General features: G+C 71.7%; 15 protein-coding genes. 11 read left to right on the forward strand and 4 right to left on the reverse strand.

All coding sequences use genetic code 11. The annotated features are described in order from the left end of the window. The first annotated feature begins 14 nt into the window (after positions 1-14). The 3 genes from groL to AC07FN_RS21620 all read left to right on the forward strand — a co-directional run bounded on the left by groL (position 15) and on the right by AC07FN_RS21620 (position 4,619). On the forward strand, positions 15-1,643 hold the full coding sequence (gene groL, locus AC07FN_RS21610) for a chaperonin GroEL (protein WP_093268687.1): 1,629 nt from the start codon (positions 15-17) through the stop codon (positions 1,641-1,643). Positions 1,644-1,800: 157 nt separating this feature from the next. Next, a complete protein-coding gene (locus AC07FN_RS21615; protein ID WP_478397204.1) occupies positions 1,801-2,460 on the forward strand; it encodes a copper homeostasis protein CutC in 660 nt (219 codons plus the stop codon). 158 nt (positions 2,461-2,618) lie between these two features. Next, on the forward strand, positions 2,619-4,619 hold the full coding sequence (locus AC07FN_RS21620; RefSeq protein WP_478397205.1) for a beta-N-acetylglucosaminidase domain-containing protein: 2,001 nt from the start codon (positions 2,619-2,621) through the stop codon (positions 4,617-4,619). 144 nt (positions 4,620-4,763) lie between these two features. On the opposite strand, the gene AC07FN_RS21625 is transcribed toward AC07FN_RS21620, so the two are convergent. From AC07FN_RS21625 to AC07FN_RS21635, 3 genes are all read right to left on the reverse strand, one after another. Then, the gene (locus AC07FN_RS21625; RefSeq protein ID WP_452616919.1) at positions 4,764-5,000 is read right to left on the reverse strand and encodes a PspC domain-containing protein; all 237 of its coding nucleotides are present in this window, start codon (positions 4,998-5,000) and stop codon (positions 4,764-4,766) included. Positions 5,001-5,088: 88 nt separating this feature from the next. Next, positions 5,089-5,646, reverse strand: a complete 558-nt coding sequence (locus AC07FN_RS21630; protein ID WP_452616920.1) for a suppressor of fused domain protein — start codon at positions 5,644-5,646, stop codon at positions 5,089-5,091. Further along, positions 5,612-6,145 carry an SRPBCC family protein gene (locus tag AC07FN_RS21635; protein ID WP_478397206.1) on the reverse strand — a complete coding sequence of 178 codons (534 nt, stop codon included), beginning with the start codon at positions 6,143-6,145 and terminating at the stop codon, positions 5,612-5,614. The genes AC07FN_RS21630 and AC07FN_RS21635 overlap by 35 nt, the downstream gene beginning before the upstream one ends. 61 nt (positions 6,146-6,206) lie before the next feature. Here AC07FN_RS21635 and AC07FN_RS21640 point away from each other — a divergent pair, with 61 nt between their 5' ends. The 8 genes from AC07FN_RS21640 (at position 6,207) to AC07FN_RS21675 (ending at position 15,404) form a co-directional block, all read left to right on the forward strand. Beyond that, complete coding sequence (locus AC07FN_RS21640) at positions 6,207-6,785, forward strand: TetR/AcrR family transcriptional regulator (RefSeq protein WP_478397207.1); 579 nt, start codon at positions 6,207-6,209, stop codon at positions 6,783-6,785. A 45-nt stretch (positions 6,786-6,830) separates the two neighbouring features. Then, positions 6,831-7,718, forward strand: coding sequence for an AAA family ATPase (locus AC07FN_RS21645; RefSeq protein ID WP_478397208.1), 888 nt, complete (start codon positions 6,831-6,833; stop codon positions 7,716-7,718). An 84-nt stretch (positions 7,719-7,802) separates the two neighbouring features. After that, a complete protein-coding gene (locus AC07FN_RS21650; RefSeq protein ID WP_478397209.1) occupies positions 7,803-8,936 on the forward strand; it encodes a vWA domain-containing protein in 1,134 nt (377 codons plus the stop codon). 135 nt (positions 8,937-9,071) lie between these two features. Further along, a complete protein-coding gene (locus AC07FN_RS21655) occupies positions 9,072-10,190 on the forward strand; it encodes an XdhC family protein (RefSeq protein WP_478397210.1) in 1,119 nt (372 codons plus the stop codon). 405 nt (positions 10,191-10,595) lie between these two features. Then, positions 10,596-11,162: a (2Fe-2S)-binding protein gene (locus tag AC07FN_RS21660; protein WP_478397211.1), complete on the forward strand. Its 567-nt coding sequence runs from the start codon at positions 10,596-10,598 to the stop codon at positions 11,160-11,162. Then, positions 11,159-13,591, forward strand: coding sequence for a xanthine dehydrogenase family protein molybdopterin-binding subunit (locus tag AC07FN_RS21665; RefSeq protein WP_478397212.1), 2,433 nt, complete (start codon positions 11,159-11,161; stop codon positions 13,589-13,591). Before AC07FN_RS21660 ends, AC07FN_RS21665 begins: the two co-directional genes overlap by 4 nt. Continuing rightward, the gene (locus AC07FN_RS21670; RefSeq protein WP_478397213.1) at positions 13,588-14,442 is read left to right on the forward strand and encodes an FAD binding domain-containing protein; all 855 of its coding nucleotides are present in this window, start codon (positions 13,588-13,590) and stop codon (positions 14,440-14,442) included. The genes AC07FN_RS21665 and AC07FN_RS21670 overlap by 4 nt, the downstream gene beginning before the upstream one ends. Positions 14,443-14,633: 191 nt before the next feature. Next, on the forward strand, positions 14,634-15,404 hold the full coding sequence (locus AC07FN_RS21675; RefSeq protein ID WP_478397214.1) for an SRPBCC family protein: 771 nt from the start codon (positions 14,634-14,636) through the stop codon (positions 15,402-15,404). A gap of 281 nt (positions 15,405-15,685) precedes the next feature. On the opposite strand, the gene AC07FN_RS21680 is transcribed toward AC07FN_RS21675, so the two are convergent. After that, the gene (locus tag AC07FN_RS21680; protein WP_478397215.1) at positions 15,686-16,675 is read right to left on the reverse strand and encodes an o-succinylbenzoate synthase; all 990 of its coding nucleotides are present in this window, start codon (positions 16,673-16,675) and stop codon (positions 15,686-15,688) included. Between the last annotated feature and the right edge of the window lie 200 nt (positions 16,676-16,875).

Here is a 16,875-nt window from a genome sequence, read left to right on the forward strand (position 1 = left end):
AGGACCACACCGCAATGGCCAAGATGATCGCGTTCGACGAGGACGCCCGCCGCGGTCTTGAGCGCGGCATGAACACCCTCGCTGACGCCGTCAAGGTGACGCTCGGGCCGAAGGGCCGCAACGTCGTGCTCGAGAAGAAGTGGGGCGCGCCGACGATCACCAATGATGGTGTCTCCATCGCCAAGGAGATCGAGCTCGAAGACCCGTGGGAGAAGATCGGGGCCGAGCTGGTCAAGGAGGTCGCCAAGAAGACCGACGACGTCGCGGGTGACGGCACCACCACCGCCACCGTCCTGGCCCAGGCGCTGGTGCGCGAGGGCCTGCGCAACGTCGCGGCCGGCGCCAACCCGATCGCCCTGAAGCGCGGCATCGAGAAGGCCACCGAGGCGATCGCCGAGCAGCTGCTCAAGAACGCCAAGGAGATCGAGACCAAGGACCAGATCGCCGCCACGGCCGCGATCTCGGCCGGCGACCGTCAGATCGGCGAGCTCATCGCCGAGGCGATGGACAAGGTCGGCAAGGAAGGCGTCATCACCGTCGAGGAGAGCAACACCTTCGGCCTGGAGCTGGAGCTCACCGAGGGCATGCGCTTCGACAAGGGCTACATCTCGCCCTACTTCGTCACCGACTCGGAGCGGATGGAGGCGGTCCTGGAGGACCCGTACATCCTGCTGCTGAGCTCCAAGGTCTCGAACGTCAAGGACATGCTCCCGCTGCTCGAGAAGGTCATGCAGGCCAACAAGCCGCTGCTGATCATCTCCGAGGACGTCGAGGGCGAGGCCCTGGCCACGCTGGTCGTCAACAAGATCCGCGGCACCTTCAAGTCGGTCGCCGTCAAGGCCCCCGGCTTCGGCGACCGCCGCAAGGCGATGCTGCAGGACATGGCGATCCTGACCGGCGGTCAGGTCATCAGCGAAGAGGTCGGCCTCAAGCTGGAGAACGCTGACCTGAACCTGCTGGGCCGCGCCCGCAAGATCGTGGTCACCAAGGACGAGACCACCATCGTCGAAGGTGCCGGCGACGACGAGCAGATCGCCGGTCGGGTCAACGAGATCCGCGCCGAGATCGAGCGCTCGGACTCCGACTACGACCGCGAGAAGCTGCAGGAGCGGCTGGCCAAGCTGGCCGGCGGCGTGGCCGTCATCAAGGCCGGTGCGGCGACCGAGGTCGAGCTCAAGGAGCGCAAGCACCGCATCGAGGACGCGGTCCGCAACGCCAAGGCCGCGGTCGAGGAGGGCATCGTCGCCGGTGGCGGCGTCGCGCTGCTGCAGGCCGCGCAGGCTGCCTTCGACGGTCTCAACCTGACCGGTGACGAGGCGACCGGTGCCAACAGCGTGAAGATCGCTGTCGAGGCGCCGCTGAAGCAGATCGCCATCAACGCCGGCCTCGAGGGCGGCGTCGTCGCGGAGAAGGTGAAGGGCCTCACGTCCGGCCACGGCCTCAACGCCGCGACCGGCGAGTACGAGGACCTGGTCCAGGCCGGCGTCCTCGACCCGGCCAAGGTCACCCGTTCGGCGCTGCAGAACGCCGCCTCCATCGCCGCGCTGTTCCTGACCACCGAAGCCGTGGTCGCGGACAAGCCGGAGAAGGAGAAGGCCGGCGCTCCGGACCCGACCGGTGGCATGGGCGGCATGGACTTCTGATCCACGCTGCTGTCGCTTTTCGAAGGGCCGTCCCCGCTCGGGGGCGGCCCTTCGGTCGTTCCCGGGTCGGTGAACCGCCGCCGGCGCAGCACGAGCACTCGGGCGGTGACTCCGGGCGGGCCTCGCTGGGCTCCCGCCGTCCGGTTACGGTGCGGGTGTGGGAGCGCTGCTGGAAGTGATCGTGCTGGACGCCGCCGAGGCCGAGGCCGCCCAGGCCGGTGGTGCCGACCGGCTGGAGCTGGTGCGGGACCTGGCCGCCGACGGGCTCACGCCGGAGCAGTCGACCGTGCGCAGCGTGCTCGCGGCCACCGATCTGCCGGTGCGGGTCATGGTGCGCGACCAACCCGACTTCGCCGCCGATGCCGAGGCGCTGCGGCGGCGGGTGGGCGAGCTGCGCGAGGCCGGGGCGCGGGAGTTCGTGCTCGGGTTCCTCGACCCGTACGAGCAGGTGGACGTGGGCGCCACTCGCGAGGTGGTCGCCGAGCTCGACGGCTGCCCGTGGACCTTCCACCGCGCGGTCGATCACGCCGCCGACTACCGGCTCGCCTGGGACCAAGCGGTGTCGCTCGGCCCGGACACCGTGCTCACCGCAGGCGACCCCGGCGGCGTCGACGAGGGCCTTTCCCACCTGCGAGAACGCGCCGAACGGCAGGACGTCGACGGCGTGGCGCTGCTCGTCGGCGGCGGCCTGCGCCAGGAGCACGTCGCCGGCCTGCGGGCCGCCGGGGCCCGCGCCTTCCACATCGGCACCGGCGCCCGCGAGGGCGGATCGGTGCAGGTGGAGCGGGTCCGGAGCTGGCGCGAGCTCCTATCCTGAGCGTCACCGCCACCGCGATCGGCCGCGCACGACGAGCCCCCGTTGATATTGTTCGTTGCTTGCAGTGCGGATGATCACGGCCCTCCCGGGTGCGGCGGCGGCCGGAAGCGGCGTGTGATGTCCTGTGGACCGGTGGCAGTCCAGGTGAGGTAGGAGTCATGCTCGGTCGAAACGTCCGGCGGTCCGCCGTGGTCGCGGCGCTCATGTGCGCGGTGCTGGCGGCCTGCACGAACACCACGCCGCAGGAGCCGACGCCGACCGCGCCACCGCCGCAGTCGCTGCCCGCGACCGGGCTGCCGCAGGTCACCCCGCAGCCGCAGGAGATGAAGCGGCTCGGCGACGACATCCCGGTGCAGGGCAAGGTCGACGTGATCGTCGATCCGCTCGTCGACCAGCCCACCCGCGACCTCGCGGCCCAGGTGCTGCGGCTGGCCGGGGCGAGTGACGTCGTGGTTCGCGAACCCGGTCCGCCGTCCGAGGGGGCCACGCTGAGCATCCGCATCGGCGAGCGCACCGCGCCGACGGTGGTGAAGGGCCTGCAGGAGCTGGGCTTCGCCGCGCCCGCACCGCTGCCGCCCGAGGGCTACGTGCTGGCCGGTCGCGGCGGCGGCGCGCCGGTCATCTTCATCGGCGCCTCCGACGCGGCCGGCGCCTACTACGGCGTGCAGACGCTGCGGCAGATCGCCTCGCCGGGCCGCCTCGCCGGGGTCGGCATCGTGGACTACCCGGCGATGCCGCTGCGCGGCACAGTCGAAGGCTTCTACGGTCCACCTTGGACGCACGCCGAGCGCATGGACCAGCTGGCCTTCTACGGCGACGTCAAGATGAACACCTACATCTACGCGCCCAAGGACGACCCGTACCACCGGGAGAAGTGGCGCGAGGCGTACCCGGCCGACGACCTGGCCCGGGTGAAGCAGCTGATCCAGCAGGCGGCGGCGCACCACGTGAAGTTCACCTTCGCGCTCTCCCCGGGCACCTCGATCTGCTACAGCGACGACGCGGACGTCCGCGCGCTGCTGGCGAAGCTGCAGACGGTGTACGGCGAGGGCGTGCGCGACTTCTCCGTGCCGCTGGACGACATCTCCTACACCCGCTGGAACTGCGCGGGCGACCAGGCGAAGTACGGCAAGCCGTCCGAGGGCGCGGCCGGGCAGGCGCAGGCGGAGCTGCTGAACCGCGTGCAGCGCGAGTTCGTCGACACCCATCCCGGCGTGGCGCCGCTGCAGTTCGTGCCGACCGAGTACTCCGACGTGGAGGATTCGGCCTACAAGACGGCGATCCGCACGGCGCTGGACCCGCGCGTGCTGGTGATGTGGACCGGCGACGGCGTGATTCCGCGCCAGATCACCGTTTCCGACGCGCAGCAGGCCGAGAAGGTCTGGGGCCGCAAGCTCTTCCTGTGGGACAACTACCCGGTCAACGACTTCGACGGCTCCGTCGGGCGGCTGCTGCTCGGACCGTACGAGAAGCGCGAGCGCGGGCTGAGCGGGCAGCTCGTGGGCAACGTGTCGAACCCGATGAACCTGGCGGCGGCGAGCAAGGTCGTGGTGCTCGGTGTGGCCGATTTCGCTTGGAACGACGCGGCTTTCGATCCGCAGCGGGCCTGGCGGGCGGCGGCCGAGTACCTGGCGGGCAAGCGCGCGGCCGGCGAGCCGGGGCTGGTCGCCGACCAGGCGACCGTCGACGCGCTGATGGTGTTCTTCGACCTGGAGCACATGGCGCCGCTGCCCAGCGGGCGGCCGTGGTTGCCGCCGGCGCCGGAGCTGGCGCGGCGGATCCAGGAGTTCCGCGACGGCTGGGAGCGCGGCGACCGCGCGGGCGCGGTGGAAGCGCTGCGCGGCTACGCGCAGGCGATCGCGGGTGCGCCGGAGCAGATCGGGCGGGGAGCGCCCGCGGACTTCGTCGCCGACGCGAAGCCGTGGCTGACGGCCACCGAGCTGTGGGGCGACGCACTGGTGGCCACTGTGGACGGTCTGCAGGCGCGGGCGAACGGCGACGAGGCGAGCACCTTCGAGCACTTCACCGCGGCGCGGCAGTTCGCCGACCAGGCCAAGCAGATCCGCACCCTGCCCGGCGAGGTCCGGCCCCAAGGTCAGGTGCTGGTCGCCGACGGGGTGCTCGACACGTTCATCGAACAGGCCCCCGGCATCCGCTGACGGTGCAGTTTCAATTGAAACTGCGTTCCCCTGGCCCCTGGACATACATAAGGCAGGGCACCCACAGACCAGGTAGCCTCTGAGGTTCCGCCACCGGCACCGCTACGCAGAACGAGGTTGGAAAAACCTCATTGAAACTGGCCGTCACTCCTGCGGGACGAGGACCCAGCAGACGAGGTAGATGACGATGCCGGCGCCGAAGCCGAGCAGCGTGGCGGCGACCAGCAGGACGCGGAGGATCGTGGCGTCCACGCTGAGCCCCTTGGCGGCGCCGGCGCAGACCCCGGCGATCATGGCGTCCTCCCGGCTGCGGCGGAACTTCCGGACCCGGGACTCGGTGGTGCTCTGGGTGCTGCCGGTGGTGGCGAAGTTCTCGGTCATGCCTCCAGCTTGGGCCCCGGAGGGGCCGGAGACCTCGGGGTACGACCCCGACCCGACCCGGATTCCCCGGCCACCGACCCCTGGGGCGTCAGGCGGCCGAGGGGCGGTGGATGTCGAGCAGGTTGGAGTTCTCCCGCTCCCAGCAGTCGTACAGCGCGTCCCGGCCGTAGCGGGCCACCAGCTGGGCCTCCTCGCGGGTGATCGGGACCAGCGTGATCAGCTGGAGGACCGGTTCGCCCGCCTCGTCGAGCAGGACGTCGAACGAGTCGCCGAGGTAGGGGTGCGGTGCGGCGAGCGCGCCGCAGATCTCGGTGTCCGGCAACAGGATCCGGTCGTTCATGATGAGCGCGCCGTAGCCGACCCGGCTGTTGCTCTCGGTCAGCAGCTCGGCGATCACGCCCGTCAGGTGCCGCGCGTGGATCTCCTGCTCCGACTGCAACGTGCAGATGAGCTCCTGGGGCAGCGGCGCGCCCGCCGTGCGGTCGCGCAGGCCGCTGGTCAGCACCGAGACGTGCGCGCCGTCCGGGTGGTCGCAGTAGACGAGGTGGTAGCCCCGATCGCGCCCGTCCGCCAGCCGGCTGTCGGCGCCGCGGACCCGGCCGATGTGCGTCTCAACGTGTGCGGGGAACCCGCTGAACCGGCTCATGCACCACCCTCCGAAACCTCCGCGATCCTACGGACACGAGCAAGCGCACCAACCACGACCAGCGGGCAGGCGCGCGCACGGTTCCCGCGGTGCTCCGCTCGGCGCGATCGAGGCAGTCTTCGAGCGCCGCGTCGTGCAGCGGCCGCCAGAGGATCGGCCAGGTGATCCGCGCCGGGCCTCGGGCGTGCATGGACAGCAGGTGGTGCAGCGAGGTGCCGTCGGATTCGCGGTGCACGGTGAATTCGTGGATCCCGTCGAAGCCGCGCGGTGCGGTGAAGCGGAACCGGATCCAGCGGCCGGGCAGGTAGGCGATGACCTGGTAGCGGATCGGGCCGTGACCGCCCGTGGCGCCCACGCCGAGCGGCCGGTCGAACCGCATCGCCGGCCACCTGTCGTGCGGCCACAGCTGGTCGTGCGGGCTCGCCAGCGAGTCGATCAGCGCCCCGGCGGTGTCCTCGTCGACCGGGAGTCGCCTGACGTGCAGGTTTCGGATGGCCATCGCGATCCTCCTGTTTTAGAGAATTCTCTCTATAACCGTATTGGAGCATATCCTCCAATACATGGGTAGACCTGCCCGGCACGATGCCGACCGACTCCTCGACGCCGCCGTCGCGCTCGCCGCCGAAACCGGGCCGCGAGGGGTGACGATGGCCGCGGTCGCGCGGGCGGCCGGCGCCCCGAGCGGCTCGGTCTACCACCGCTTCCCGGACCGGATCGCGCTGCTGTCGGCGCTGTGGCTGCGCACCGTGACCCGGTTCCAGGAAGGGGTCTTCGCGGTGCTCGACGGCTCGCCGCAGGACGCCGCCGTCGCGATGGCGCGCCACGCGGTCGAGTGGTGCCGCGAGCACCCGGACGAGGCGAGGGTGCTGCTCGCCGGGCCCGGGGACTTCGGCCTGGCGGAGTGGCCCGAAGCGGCCCGGAAGCGCTTGGCCGCGGGCAACGCGCAGCTGGAGCGGGCCCTGGCCGACCTGGCTCGGCGGCTCGGGAAGACCGACGAGCGCGGGCGGTCCCGCGTCCGGCTCGCGGTGGTCGACCTGCCCTACGCCGTGGTCCGGCGGTACCTGGTGCGCGGCGAGCCGATCCCCGTCTTGGAGGTTGGCACAGCCGGCGACGCGGTTCGGGCCCTGCTCGCCGGATGATCGGATGATCGCCTTCGGGCTGGTGGTTCGAATACGCTCGGCGGTATGGCGGTGGATGACGCGCTCGACATGAAGTCCCCGGCCGAGGTCGCGACGGCGCTGGACGACACCGGGTACCTGCCCGACGAGGGCATCGCGACGGCGGCGTTCCTGGCGATGCGGATGCGTCGCCCGCTGCTGTGCGAGGGCGAGCCCGGCACCGGCAAGACGGCGCTGGCGCAGGCGTTGGCCGCGGCGCTCGGGGTCGACCTGATCCGGTTGCAGTGCCACGAGGGCATCGACGCCGCGCAGGCCCTCTACGACTGGGACTTCCCGCGCCAGCTGCTGCACCTGCGCACGCTGGAGGCGGCCTCCGGCGGCGAGCTGAACGCCGACGCCGCCGAATCCTCGCTGTACACCCCGAGATTCCTGCTGGCGAGGCCGCTGCTGCGCGCGTTGCAGGAGTCGCCTTGCGTGCTGCTGGTCGACGAGATCGACCGCGCCGACGACGAGTTCGAGGCGTTCCTGCTGGAGGTGCTGTCGGAATACGCGGTGACCATTCCGGAGTTCGGAGTGGTGCGGGCGCAGCAGCCGCCGATCGTGATCCTGACGTCCAACCGGACCCGCGAGGTGCACGACGCGCTGAAGCGCCGGTGCCTCTACCACTGGCTGGAGCACCCGGGCCTGGAGCGGGAGGTCGCGATCCTGCGGCGCCGCCTGCCGGGGCTGGACGCCCGGCTGGCGGAGCAGGTGGCCGCGGCGGTGCAGCGGATGCGGCAGATGGAGCTGCTGAAGCCGCCGGGCGTGGCGGAGGCGCTGGACTGGGCGCAGGCGTTGCAGGCGCTCGACCAGGACGAACTGGACACGGAGACCGCCGCGACCACGCTGGGAGCGGTGCTGAAGTACCGCGAGGACGCCGAACGGGTCCGCGCCGCGGGCATCGTGGCGCCGTGACCGTCCGCAATTTCCATTGAAATCGAACCTTCGATTTCAATGGAAATTGCGGACCACCGAAACCGAACGTTGAGGAGGGGGGCGATGGAGCACACCGCGACCGGTCTGGTCGGCTTCGCCCGCGCCCTGCGGCACTCCGGGATGGCCTGCGGCCCCACCCGGGTCCAGGCCTTCCTCGCCGCCACCGAGCACGTCGGCCTCGACCGCTCCGCGGTCTACTGGGCCGGCCGGCTGACGCTGTGCTCCGAGCCGGACGATGTGCCCCGCTACGACGCTGCCTTCGGCAGCTGGTTCGGCGGCGCTGCGCTGTCCGCCGAGTCGCCGGGCCGTCCGCTGCCGCGTCCGGCGCGGATCGCTGCGCTCTCCGCGGCCGATGGCGGCGACCAGGACGGCGACGCGGACAAGCCGCTTGCCGCCGCCGCCAGCGACGCGGAGGTGCTCCGCCGTCGGGACCTCGCGGAGCTCGGCACGGCGGAGCGCGAGCACCTGCGGCGCATGCTCGCGGTGCTGCGCCCCGAGCCGCCGACGCGGCCCGCGCTGCGGCATCGCCGCAGCAAGCGCGGCGCGCTCAGTTCGCGTGCGACGCTCCGCGAGCTGCTGCGCTCCGGCGGTGAGCCGTTGCGGTTGCGCCGCCAGAAGCGTTCTCGGCGGCCACGCCGCGTAGTGCTGCTGATCGACGTCTCGGGTTCGATGAGCCCGTACGCCGATGCGCTGATGCGCTTCGCGCACGTCGTGGTGCGGCGTTCGCCCACCAGCACCGAGGTCTTCACGCTGGGCACCCGCATGACCCGGGTGAGCCGGCAGCTCCGGCAGCGCGATCCGGAGGCCGCTCTGCTGGCGGCGTCCCGCGCCGTGCCGGATTTCTCCGGCGGCACCAGGCTCGGCGAGACGCTGCGGGTCTTCCTGGACAGGTGGGGGCAGCGGGGCATCGCGCGGGGTTCCGTCGTCGTGCTGTTCTCCGACGGCTGGGAGCGCGGCGACTCGGCGGAGCTGGGCGAGCAGATGCGTCGGTTGCGGCGCTTGGCGCGGGCGGTGGTCTGGGCCAACCCGCACGCGGGGCACGACGGGTATCAACCGGTCCAGTCCGGGATTGTCGCGGCCCTGCCGCACGTTGACCGGATGGTGGCGGGGCACAGCCTGCGCTCGCTGGAGGACGTGTGGTCGTGGGTGCGCCGGTTGTCCCGGCCGGGGCCGGCGCCGGAGGTGCGAAGTGCGTGACCGGGCCGGGTGCGGTGAACGGCCCGTTCGTCCCGTTGAGCGAGGTGAACAGGCCGTTCGCTCGGCCTGGAGCCCGACTGGGCTCGGTGGAAGGTGTGCGGCGCCGGGAGGCGCTGAGGAAAGCGGAGGTGCGCTGTGCGTGACGTGCTGGACGAGTTGACCAAGCGGTGGGAGTCGGGCGAGGCCGTCGGGCTGGGCACCGTGGTCGCGACGTTCCGGTCGGCCCCGCGGCCGCCTGGGGCGTCGATGCTGGTGACCGCTGGCGGTGAGGCGGTCGGCAGCGTTTCCGGCGGCTGCGTCGAGGGCGCGGTCTACGAGGAGGCCACCGGCGTCCTGGAAGGCACCGATCCGGTCCTGCGGCGCTACGGCGTCAGCGATGACGACGCGTTCGCGGTCGGCTTGACCTGCGGCGGGATCCTCGACGTCTTCGTGGAGCGGGTGGACCGCGAGACCTTCCCGGAGCTCGACTCCGTCGCCGCCTCGGTCCGCGCGGAGGAGCCGGTCGCCGTCGCGACCGTCCTGGAGCACCCCGAGGAGTCGAAGGTCGGCTCGCACCTGCTGGTGTGGCGCGAGCGCACCAGCGGCAGCCTCGGGTCGACGCGGATCGACGACGCGGTCGTCGACGACGCGCGCGGCATGCTGGCCAGCGGCCGCAGCGGCGTCATCGAGTACGGCCCGGAGGGGCAGCGGCGCGGCGAGGGGCTGCGGGTGTTCGTGAACTCCTTCGAGCCGCCGCCGCGGATGCTCGTGTTCGGCGCGATCGACTTCGCCGCCGCGATGGCCCGGATGGGCGCCTTCCTCGGTTACCGGGTCACGGTCTGCGACGCGCGGCCGGTGTTCGCCACGCACAGCCGGTTCCCGGGCGTGGACGACGTGGTGGTCGACTGGCCGCACCGCTACCTGGCGGCCGAGGCGGAGGCCGGGCGGATCGACGAGCGGACCGCGGTCATGGTGCTCACCCACGACCCGAAGTTCGACGTGCCGGTGCTGGAGGCGGCGCTGCGGCAGGACCTCGGCTACGTCGGCGCGATGGGCTCCCGGCGCACCCACGAGGACCGGCTGCGGCGGCTTCGCGAGCAGGGCCTCGGCGAGGCGGAGCTGGCGAAGCTGTCCTCGCCGATCGGCCTGGACCTGGGCGCGCGGACCCCGGAGGAGACGGCGGTGTCCATCGCGGCCGAGCTGATCGCGCTGCGCTGGGGCGGCCGCGGGGTGCGGCTCTCCGACGTCGAGGGGCCGATCCACCACCACTCGTGACCACGTGCCGTCGGCGCCACGACACGCCGACGCCTGTGGACAACCGGCTCCAACTGTGGACAACTTCCGCAATTTCAATGGAAATCGGGCCTTCGATTTCCATTGAAATTGCGGACCGGCCGGCCATCGGGACGCGGTAGGGGCCGTGCTGGGCGAAGTGGGGGGCCGTGTGGTCCTCGCTCCTGCGGGGGTCGTGTGGCTCTCGCTCCTAAAAGGGTCGTCTGGCTCTTGTAGGAGCCGCGGTCGCGTTGTCACGCAAAGCGAGTCCGGGGACAACGCTTTCAGCGCTTGCTCGTGTTCGATCGGCGTAGCAGGCTCTCGGAGTGACCTCCGTCACCCAGGCGGAGCAGTCCGTTCCCGACCGTCCGCGCACCGCGGGCCAGTTCCTCCGAGGAGGCCGCCCAAATGCCGCGCATCACCGTCAACGTCGACGGCACCCACTACACCGATGAGGTCGAGCCGCGCATGCTGCTCGTCCAGTACCTCCGCGAACGTCTCGGCAAGGTAGGCACCGTCGTCGGTTGCGACACCAGCAACTGCGGCGCGTGCACCGTCCACATGGACGGCCACAGCGTGAAATCGTGCTCGGTGCTTGCGGTGCAGGCCGACGGGCATGACGTCACGACCGTCGAGGGCCTCGCCCAGGACGGCCGACTGCATCCCGTGCAGGAGGCGTTCCACGACAACCACGCCCTCCAGTGCGGGTTCTGCACACCCGGGATGATCATGCAGGCGCTCGACCTGCTCGCCGAGGTGAACGACCCCGACGACCAGCAGATCCGGGAAGGCATGGAGGGCAACCTCTGCCGCTGCACCGGCTACCAGAACATCGTCCGCGCGGTCCGCGACGCGTCGCAGCGCATGCAGCCCGGCGCCGGGCCGGCCGTCGAGCACACCGAAGACACCCCAGTACCGCGAACACCCGCCGACGAGCAGGTCGAGACGAAGGTGACGGGAGGTCGGCAGTCATGACATCGGTCGTGGAACCCGAACTCGGGCGCGCCCGCAAGCGCAAGGAGGACGCGCGGCTGATCACCGGCCGCACCCGCTGGACCGACAACCTCAGCCCGATGGGCACGCTGCACGTGGCGATCCTGCGCAGTCCCGTCGCGCACGCCCGGATCACGTCCATCGACACCGACGAAGCACGCCGGATGCCGGGGGTGCACGCGGTGATCACCGGCCGGGACATCGCCGACGAGCAGGGCAGCCTGCCGTGCGCATGGCCGATCACCGAGGACATGAAGGCCCCGGCGGCGCCCCCGATCGCCGTGGACGAGGTGTGCTTCGCCGGTGAAGCCGTGGCGGTGGTGGCGGCGCGCAGCGCGGCCGAAGCGCGCGACGCGCTGGACACCATCGACGTCGACTACGACGAACTGCCGGTCGTGCTCGACATGGAATCGGCGCTGCAGGAAGGCTCGCCGCTGGTGCACGACGAGCTGGGCACCAACCGCAACGCGACCTGGACGTTCGACTCGGCCGAGGCCGGCACCGGCGGCGACGTCGAGCAGGCGCTGAGCGGCGCGGAGGTCCGCATCGACCGCACCTTCCGGCAGCAGCGGTTGATCCCGGCGTTCATGGAGCCGCGTTCGGTGGTCGTCGACCCCACCGGCGAGCAGATCACCATGTGGTCGGCCACCCAGGTGCCGCACATCCTGCGGCTGATGCTGGCGATGTCGCTCGGCGTGCCGGAGCAGAAGATCCGGGTCATCGCGCCGGACGTGGGCGGCGGATTCGGCGGCAAGCTCCAGGTGACGCCGGAGGAGTTCATCGCGTTCGTGCTCGCCCGCAAGCTGGGGCGGCCGGTGAAGTGGACCGAATCCCGTTCGGAGACGATGGTTTCCGCGCACCACGGCCGCGACCAGATCCAGAAGCTGTCGATGTCGGCGACCCGCGACGGCAGGATCACCGGGCTGAAGGTGGAGCTGCTCGCCGACATGGGCGCCTACCTGCGGCTGGTGACGCCGGGCATCCCGATCCTCGGCGCGTTCATGTTCAACTCGATCTACAAGATCCCCGCCTACCACTTCACCTGCACCAACGTGTTCACCAACAAGACGCCGACCGACGCCTACCGCGGCGCCGGGCGGCCGGAGGCGACGTTCGCGATCGAGCGGATGGTGGACGAGCTCGCCAACGAGCTCGGCATGGACCCGATGGAACTGCGGCGCAAGAACTGGATCGCGCACGAGGAGTTCCCGTACGACACGGTCGCCGGGCTGACCTACGACTCCGGCAACTACGAGGCCGCCACCGACAAGGCGATGGAGCTGTTCGGCTACCAGGCCTTGCGCGCGGAGCAGGAGGAGCGGCGGCGCTCCGGCGATCCCGTCCAGCTGGGCATCGGCATCTCGACGTTCACCGAGATGTGCGGGCTGGCGCCGTCGCGAGTGCTGGGCTCGCTGTCCTACGGCGCGGGCGGCTGGGAGCACGCGTCGATTCGGGTGCTGCCGACCGGGAAGGTGGAGGTCGTCACGGGCACCTCGCCGCACGGGCAGGGGCACGTGACGGCGTGGAGCCAGATCGCGGCCGACCGGCTCGGCGTCGCGTTCGAGGACGTCGAGGTGCTGCACGGCGACACCCAGATCGCGCCCAAGGGCATGGACACCTACGGGTCGCGGTCGCTGGCCGTCGGCGGCATGGCGGTCGTCAGCGCCGCGGACAAGGTCGTCGAGAAGGCCAAGAAGATCGCGGCGCACCTGCTGGAATGCGCGGAGGACGACGTCGAGTTCGCCTCCGGGCGGTTCGGCGTCCGCGGCACCGACCGGGGCACCGCGCTGGCCGAGGTCGCCCTCGCCGCCTTCGCCGCGCACGACCTGCCCGACGGCGTGGAACCCAACCTGGACGCCGAAGCGACGTTCGACCCGGAGAACTTCTCGTTCCCGCACGGCACCCACCTGTGCGCGACCGAAGTGGACACCGAGACCGGGCGGGTGGAGATCCGCAAGTACGTGTGCGTCGACGACATCGGCACCGTGATCAACCCGCTGATCGTCGAGGGCCAGGTGCACGGCGGGCTCGCCCAGGGCATCTCGCAGGCGCTGTTCGAGGAGGCCGTCTACGACGAGACCGGCACGCTGACCACCGGGACGCTGGCCGACTACCTGATCCCGTCGGCGGCCGACCTGCCGGAGTTCGTCACGGACCGCACCGAGACCCGCGCGACGTCCAACGCGCTGGGCGTCAAGGGCGTCGGCGAGGCGGGCACCATCGCCTCGACCCCGGCGGTGGTGAACGCGGTCGTGGACGCCCTGCGGCCGATGGGCGTGAACGACGTGGAGATGCCGTGCTCGCCGCAGCGGGTGTGGCGGGCCGTGACCGGCGCCCGCGAAAGCGGCGCCACCGCACCGGAAGCCGGCGGCGGGCTCGGCTCGATGGACGCACAGGGAGGAAACCGGTGATTCCCGCGCAGTTCGAATACATCGCACCCACCACAGTGGAGGAGGCGGTCGTCGCGCTCTCCGAGGCCGGCGAAGACGCCAAGGTGCTGGCGGGCGGGCAGAGCCTCCTACCGGTGCTGCGGATGCGGCTGGCCGACCCGGGAACGGTCATCGACCTCGGTCGCATCGCCGAGCTCAGCGGCGTGCGCGAGGACGGCGACGCGCTGGTCATCGGCGCGATGACCACGCACCACGACGTCCTGCACGATCCGCTGGTGCAGCAGCACGCGAAGCTGCTCGCGCTGACCACCCGCACCGTCGCCGACCCGCAGGTCCGCCACCGCGGCACCCTCGGCGGCTCGCTGGCGCACGCCGACCCGGCCGGCGACCTGCCGGCCCCGGCGCTGGTGCTGGACGCCGAGATGGTGCTGGCCGGGCCGTCCGGACGGCGCGTGGTGCCGGCGGCGGAGTTCTTCGTCGACTACTTCACCACCGCACTGGAACCCGACGAACTGCTGGTCGAGGTGCGGATGCCGAAGTGGACGGGGTGGAGCGCGCACTACGAGAAGTTCAACCGCGTCGCCCAGGCGTGGTCGATCGTCGGCGTGGCCGCCGCGGTGCGGGTGTCCGGCGGGACGATCGCCGAGGCCCGCATCGGGCTGACCAACATGGGGCCGACGCCGATCCGGGCGCGAGGCGTCGAGGAAGCCCTGGTCGGTCAGCCGGCCACGGCGGAGGCGGTCCGGGCGGCGGCCCGGCACGCCACCGAGGGCACCAGCCCGGCGGCCGACGCCAGCGCCGACGTCGACTACCGCGAGCACCTCGCCGAGGTGCTCACCGGCCGCGCGGTGCTCGCCGCGGCGAGCGGCTAGGCGGTCGCGCGTTGCGGGGCGGCGGTTTCGCGCGAGACCGCCGCCCCGCTCGGCGTCCGGGACCCGGTGATCCGAATGGGGTATCGGACTACCGCTGCGGCTGGGAAGCTGGTGTTGGACTGTGAAACGCAGCTTCTTCAGGAAGGACGGCTCATTCGAGCCGAGCTCGGTCGAACCAGGAGGACCCTCCAGTGCAGATGCAGCACCAGTTCAGCGTTCCGGTGCCGGTCGACGTGGCGTGGAAGGCGCTGCTCGACCCGGAGCGGGTCGCCCCGTGCATGCCCGGCGCCACGCTCACCAAGGCCGAGGGCAACGAGTTCGCCGGCTCCGTCAAGGTCAAGCTCGGCCCGGTCACGCTGCTCTACAAGGGCACCGGAACCTTCAAGGACGTCGACGAGGCCGCCCGCCGGGTGGTCATCGACGCCAGCGGCAAGGACTCGCGCGGCAGCGGCACCGCCGCAGCGACGGTCGCCGCGGTGCTCACGCCGGAAGGCGACACCACCGCGGTCACGGTGGACACCGACCTGAAGGTCACGGGCAAGCCGGCGCAGCTCGGCCGCGGCCTGATCTCCGAGGTCGGTGGCAAGATCCTGAACCAGTTCGCGGCGAACCTCGCGAAGCGGCTCACCGAGGAGGAACCGGCGGCACCGGCGGAGGAGGCCGAGGCGGAAGCCCCCGCGGCTTCCGGCGCTCCGGCGGCTTCGGCGGGCGAGAAGGCCAGCTGGCGGGTCACGCCGGTGGGCAGCCACGACACGGCGTTCACCAGCACGGCGAAGGAAGAGCCGGCGCGCAAGGCGGACGCGGTCGTGACCGGTGGCGCGGCACCGGCGGACGAGGCCATCGACCTCCTCGGCACGGCGGGAGCGCCGCTGCTCAAGCGCCTGGCCCCGGTCGCGGTGGCGGTGGTGGTCCTCGGGTTCGCGTTCCGCATCATCCGCCGTCGGCGCCGCCGCCGCCGCTGACTCCACCAGGGCGCCACCCGGGGCTCGCCCCAGGTGGCGGCCGCATCCCTTCCCGGAGCGGGAGCCTGCCCGAATTCCTCCACCGGGGTTCAACGCCTGAGTCCTTCAAGAGCTGCGAAAACGCCTAGGAGGGAGTGAATAGACCGGCGCTGTGCTTGAGGCGGGGCGATTTCACGCGAAATCGCCCCGGCATCAGGCACCGGGCGCCTTCGCTATGAGCCTGGCGGAGCCATTCTGAAACGGACCCTGGAACTGGGCGTCGGAGAACGCGCCGCCGAAGGTCAGGGCCGGGCGAGCAGGTCGTGGACCCGGCGGAGCCGGTCGAGCCAGTAGCGCTGCACGTCGGCGGTCGGCGTAGCCGCCGCGACGAGCGCGGGATCCGGCTCCGGCGGACGGCGGAGCACCGGCAGGTGGCCGTCCACGGGAAGCAGCGAGTCGGCGACGACGTCGCCGTCGAGCAGCGCCACCGTGCCCAGGCCGCAGGCGAAGGGGAGCTCGGGCAGTGAGCCCGCCAGGGCGAGCTGCGCGGCGAGGCCGACGCTGCTCTCCACTGCGGAGGACACGACGCAGGGCAGGCCGCAGGCCTCGGCGACGCGCAGCGCGCGGCGGACGCCGCCCAGCGGCGTGGCCTTGATGATCGCCACGTCTGCCGCTCCGGCGACCGCCACGCGGAGCGGGTCTTCGGCGCGGCGGATGCTCTCGTCGGCCGCGATCCGGACGTCCACGCGGCGGCGGACCGCGGCCAGCTCTTCGATCGTCGGGCACGGTTGTTCCGCGTACTCCAGGCCTTCCGCGGCCTTGTCCAGCTCGCGGATCCGGGTGACCGCCGTGTCGACGTCCCAGGCCGCGTTCGCGTCCACCCGAATCGCGCCGCCGGGCCCCAGCGCGTCGCGGACCGCCGCCACGCGCTCGACATCGTCACCGGGGGACTGGCCGGGCTCGGCGATCTTGACCTTCGCCGTGCCGCAGCCCGACGCCGCGACGATCGCCGCCGCCTTCTCCGCCGGCACCGCGGGCACCGTGCAGTTGACCGGGATGCGGTCGCGCACCGGCTCCGGCCATTCCTCGGTGCACGCCTCCAGCGCGGCTCGGAGCCACGGCACCGCCTGGGCGTCGTCGTAGTCCTCGAACGGGCAGAACTCGCCCCAGCCGGCCGGGCCGCTCAGCAGGACTCCGCGCCGCACCGTGACGCCCCGGAACTTGTTGCGCATGGGCAGCGCGTACACCCGAACCGCGTCCAACTCCGCCAGGTCGATCGTCGCCGAGTCCATGGCCTGATCCTTTCAGCCCGTCGCCGTCACCGCGCATCAAGGCACACCGCCACCGCCGGCCGGTAGCGCCGCAACTTCAATGGAAATCAGAGGTCCGATTTCCATTGAGCGTTTTTCATCCTTCGTGTTCGAGGGTGAGGATGGCTCGGGCGAGGGTGCCGACGCGGTGTGGGCAGCAGCGGACGCGGTCGAGGGCGTGC

The sequence above is a fragment of the Saccharopolyspora sp. NPDC045941 genome (assembly GCF_056431445.1).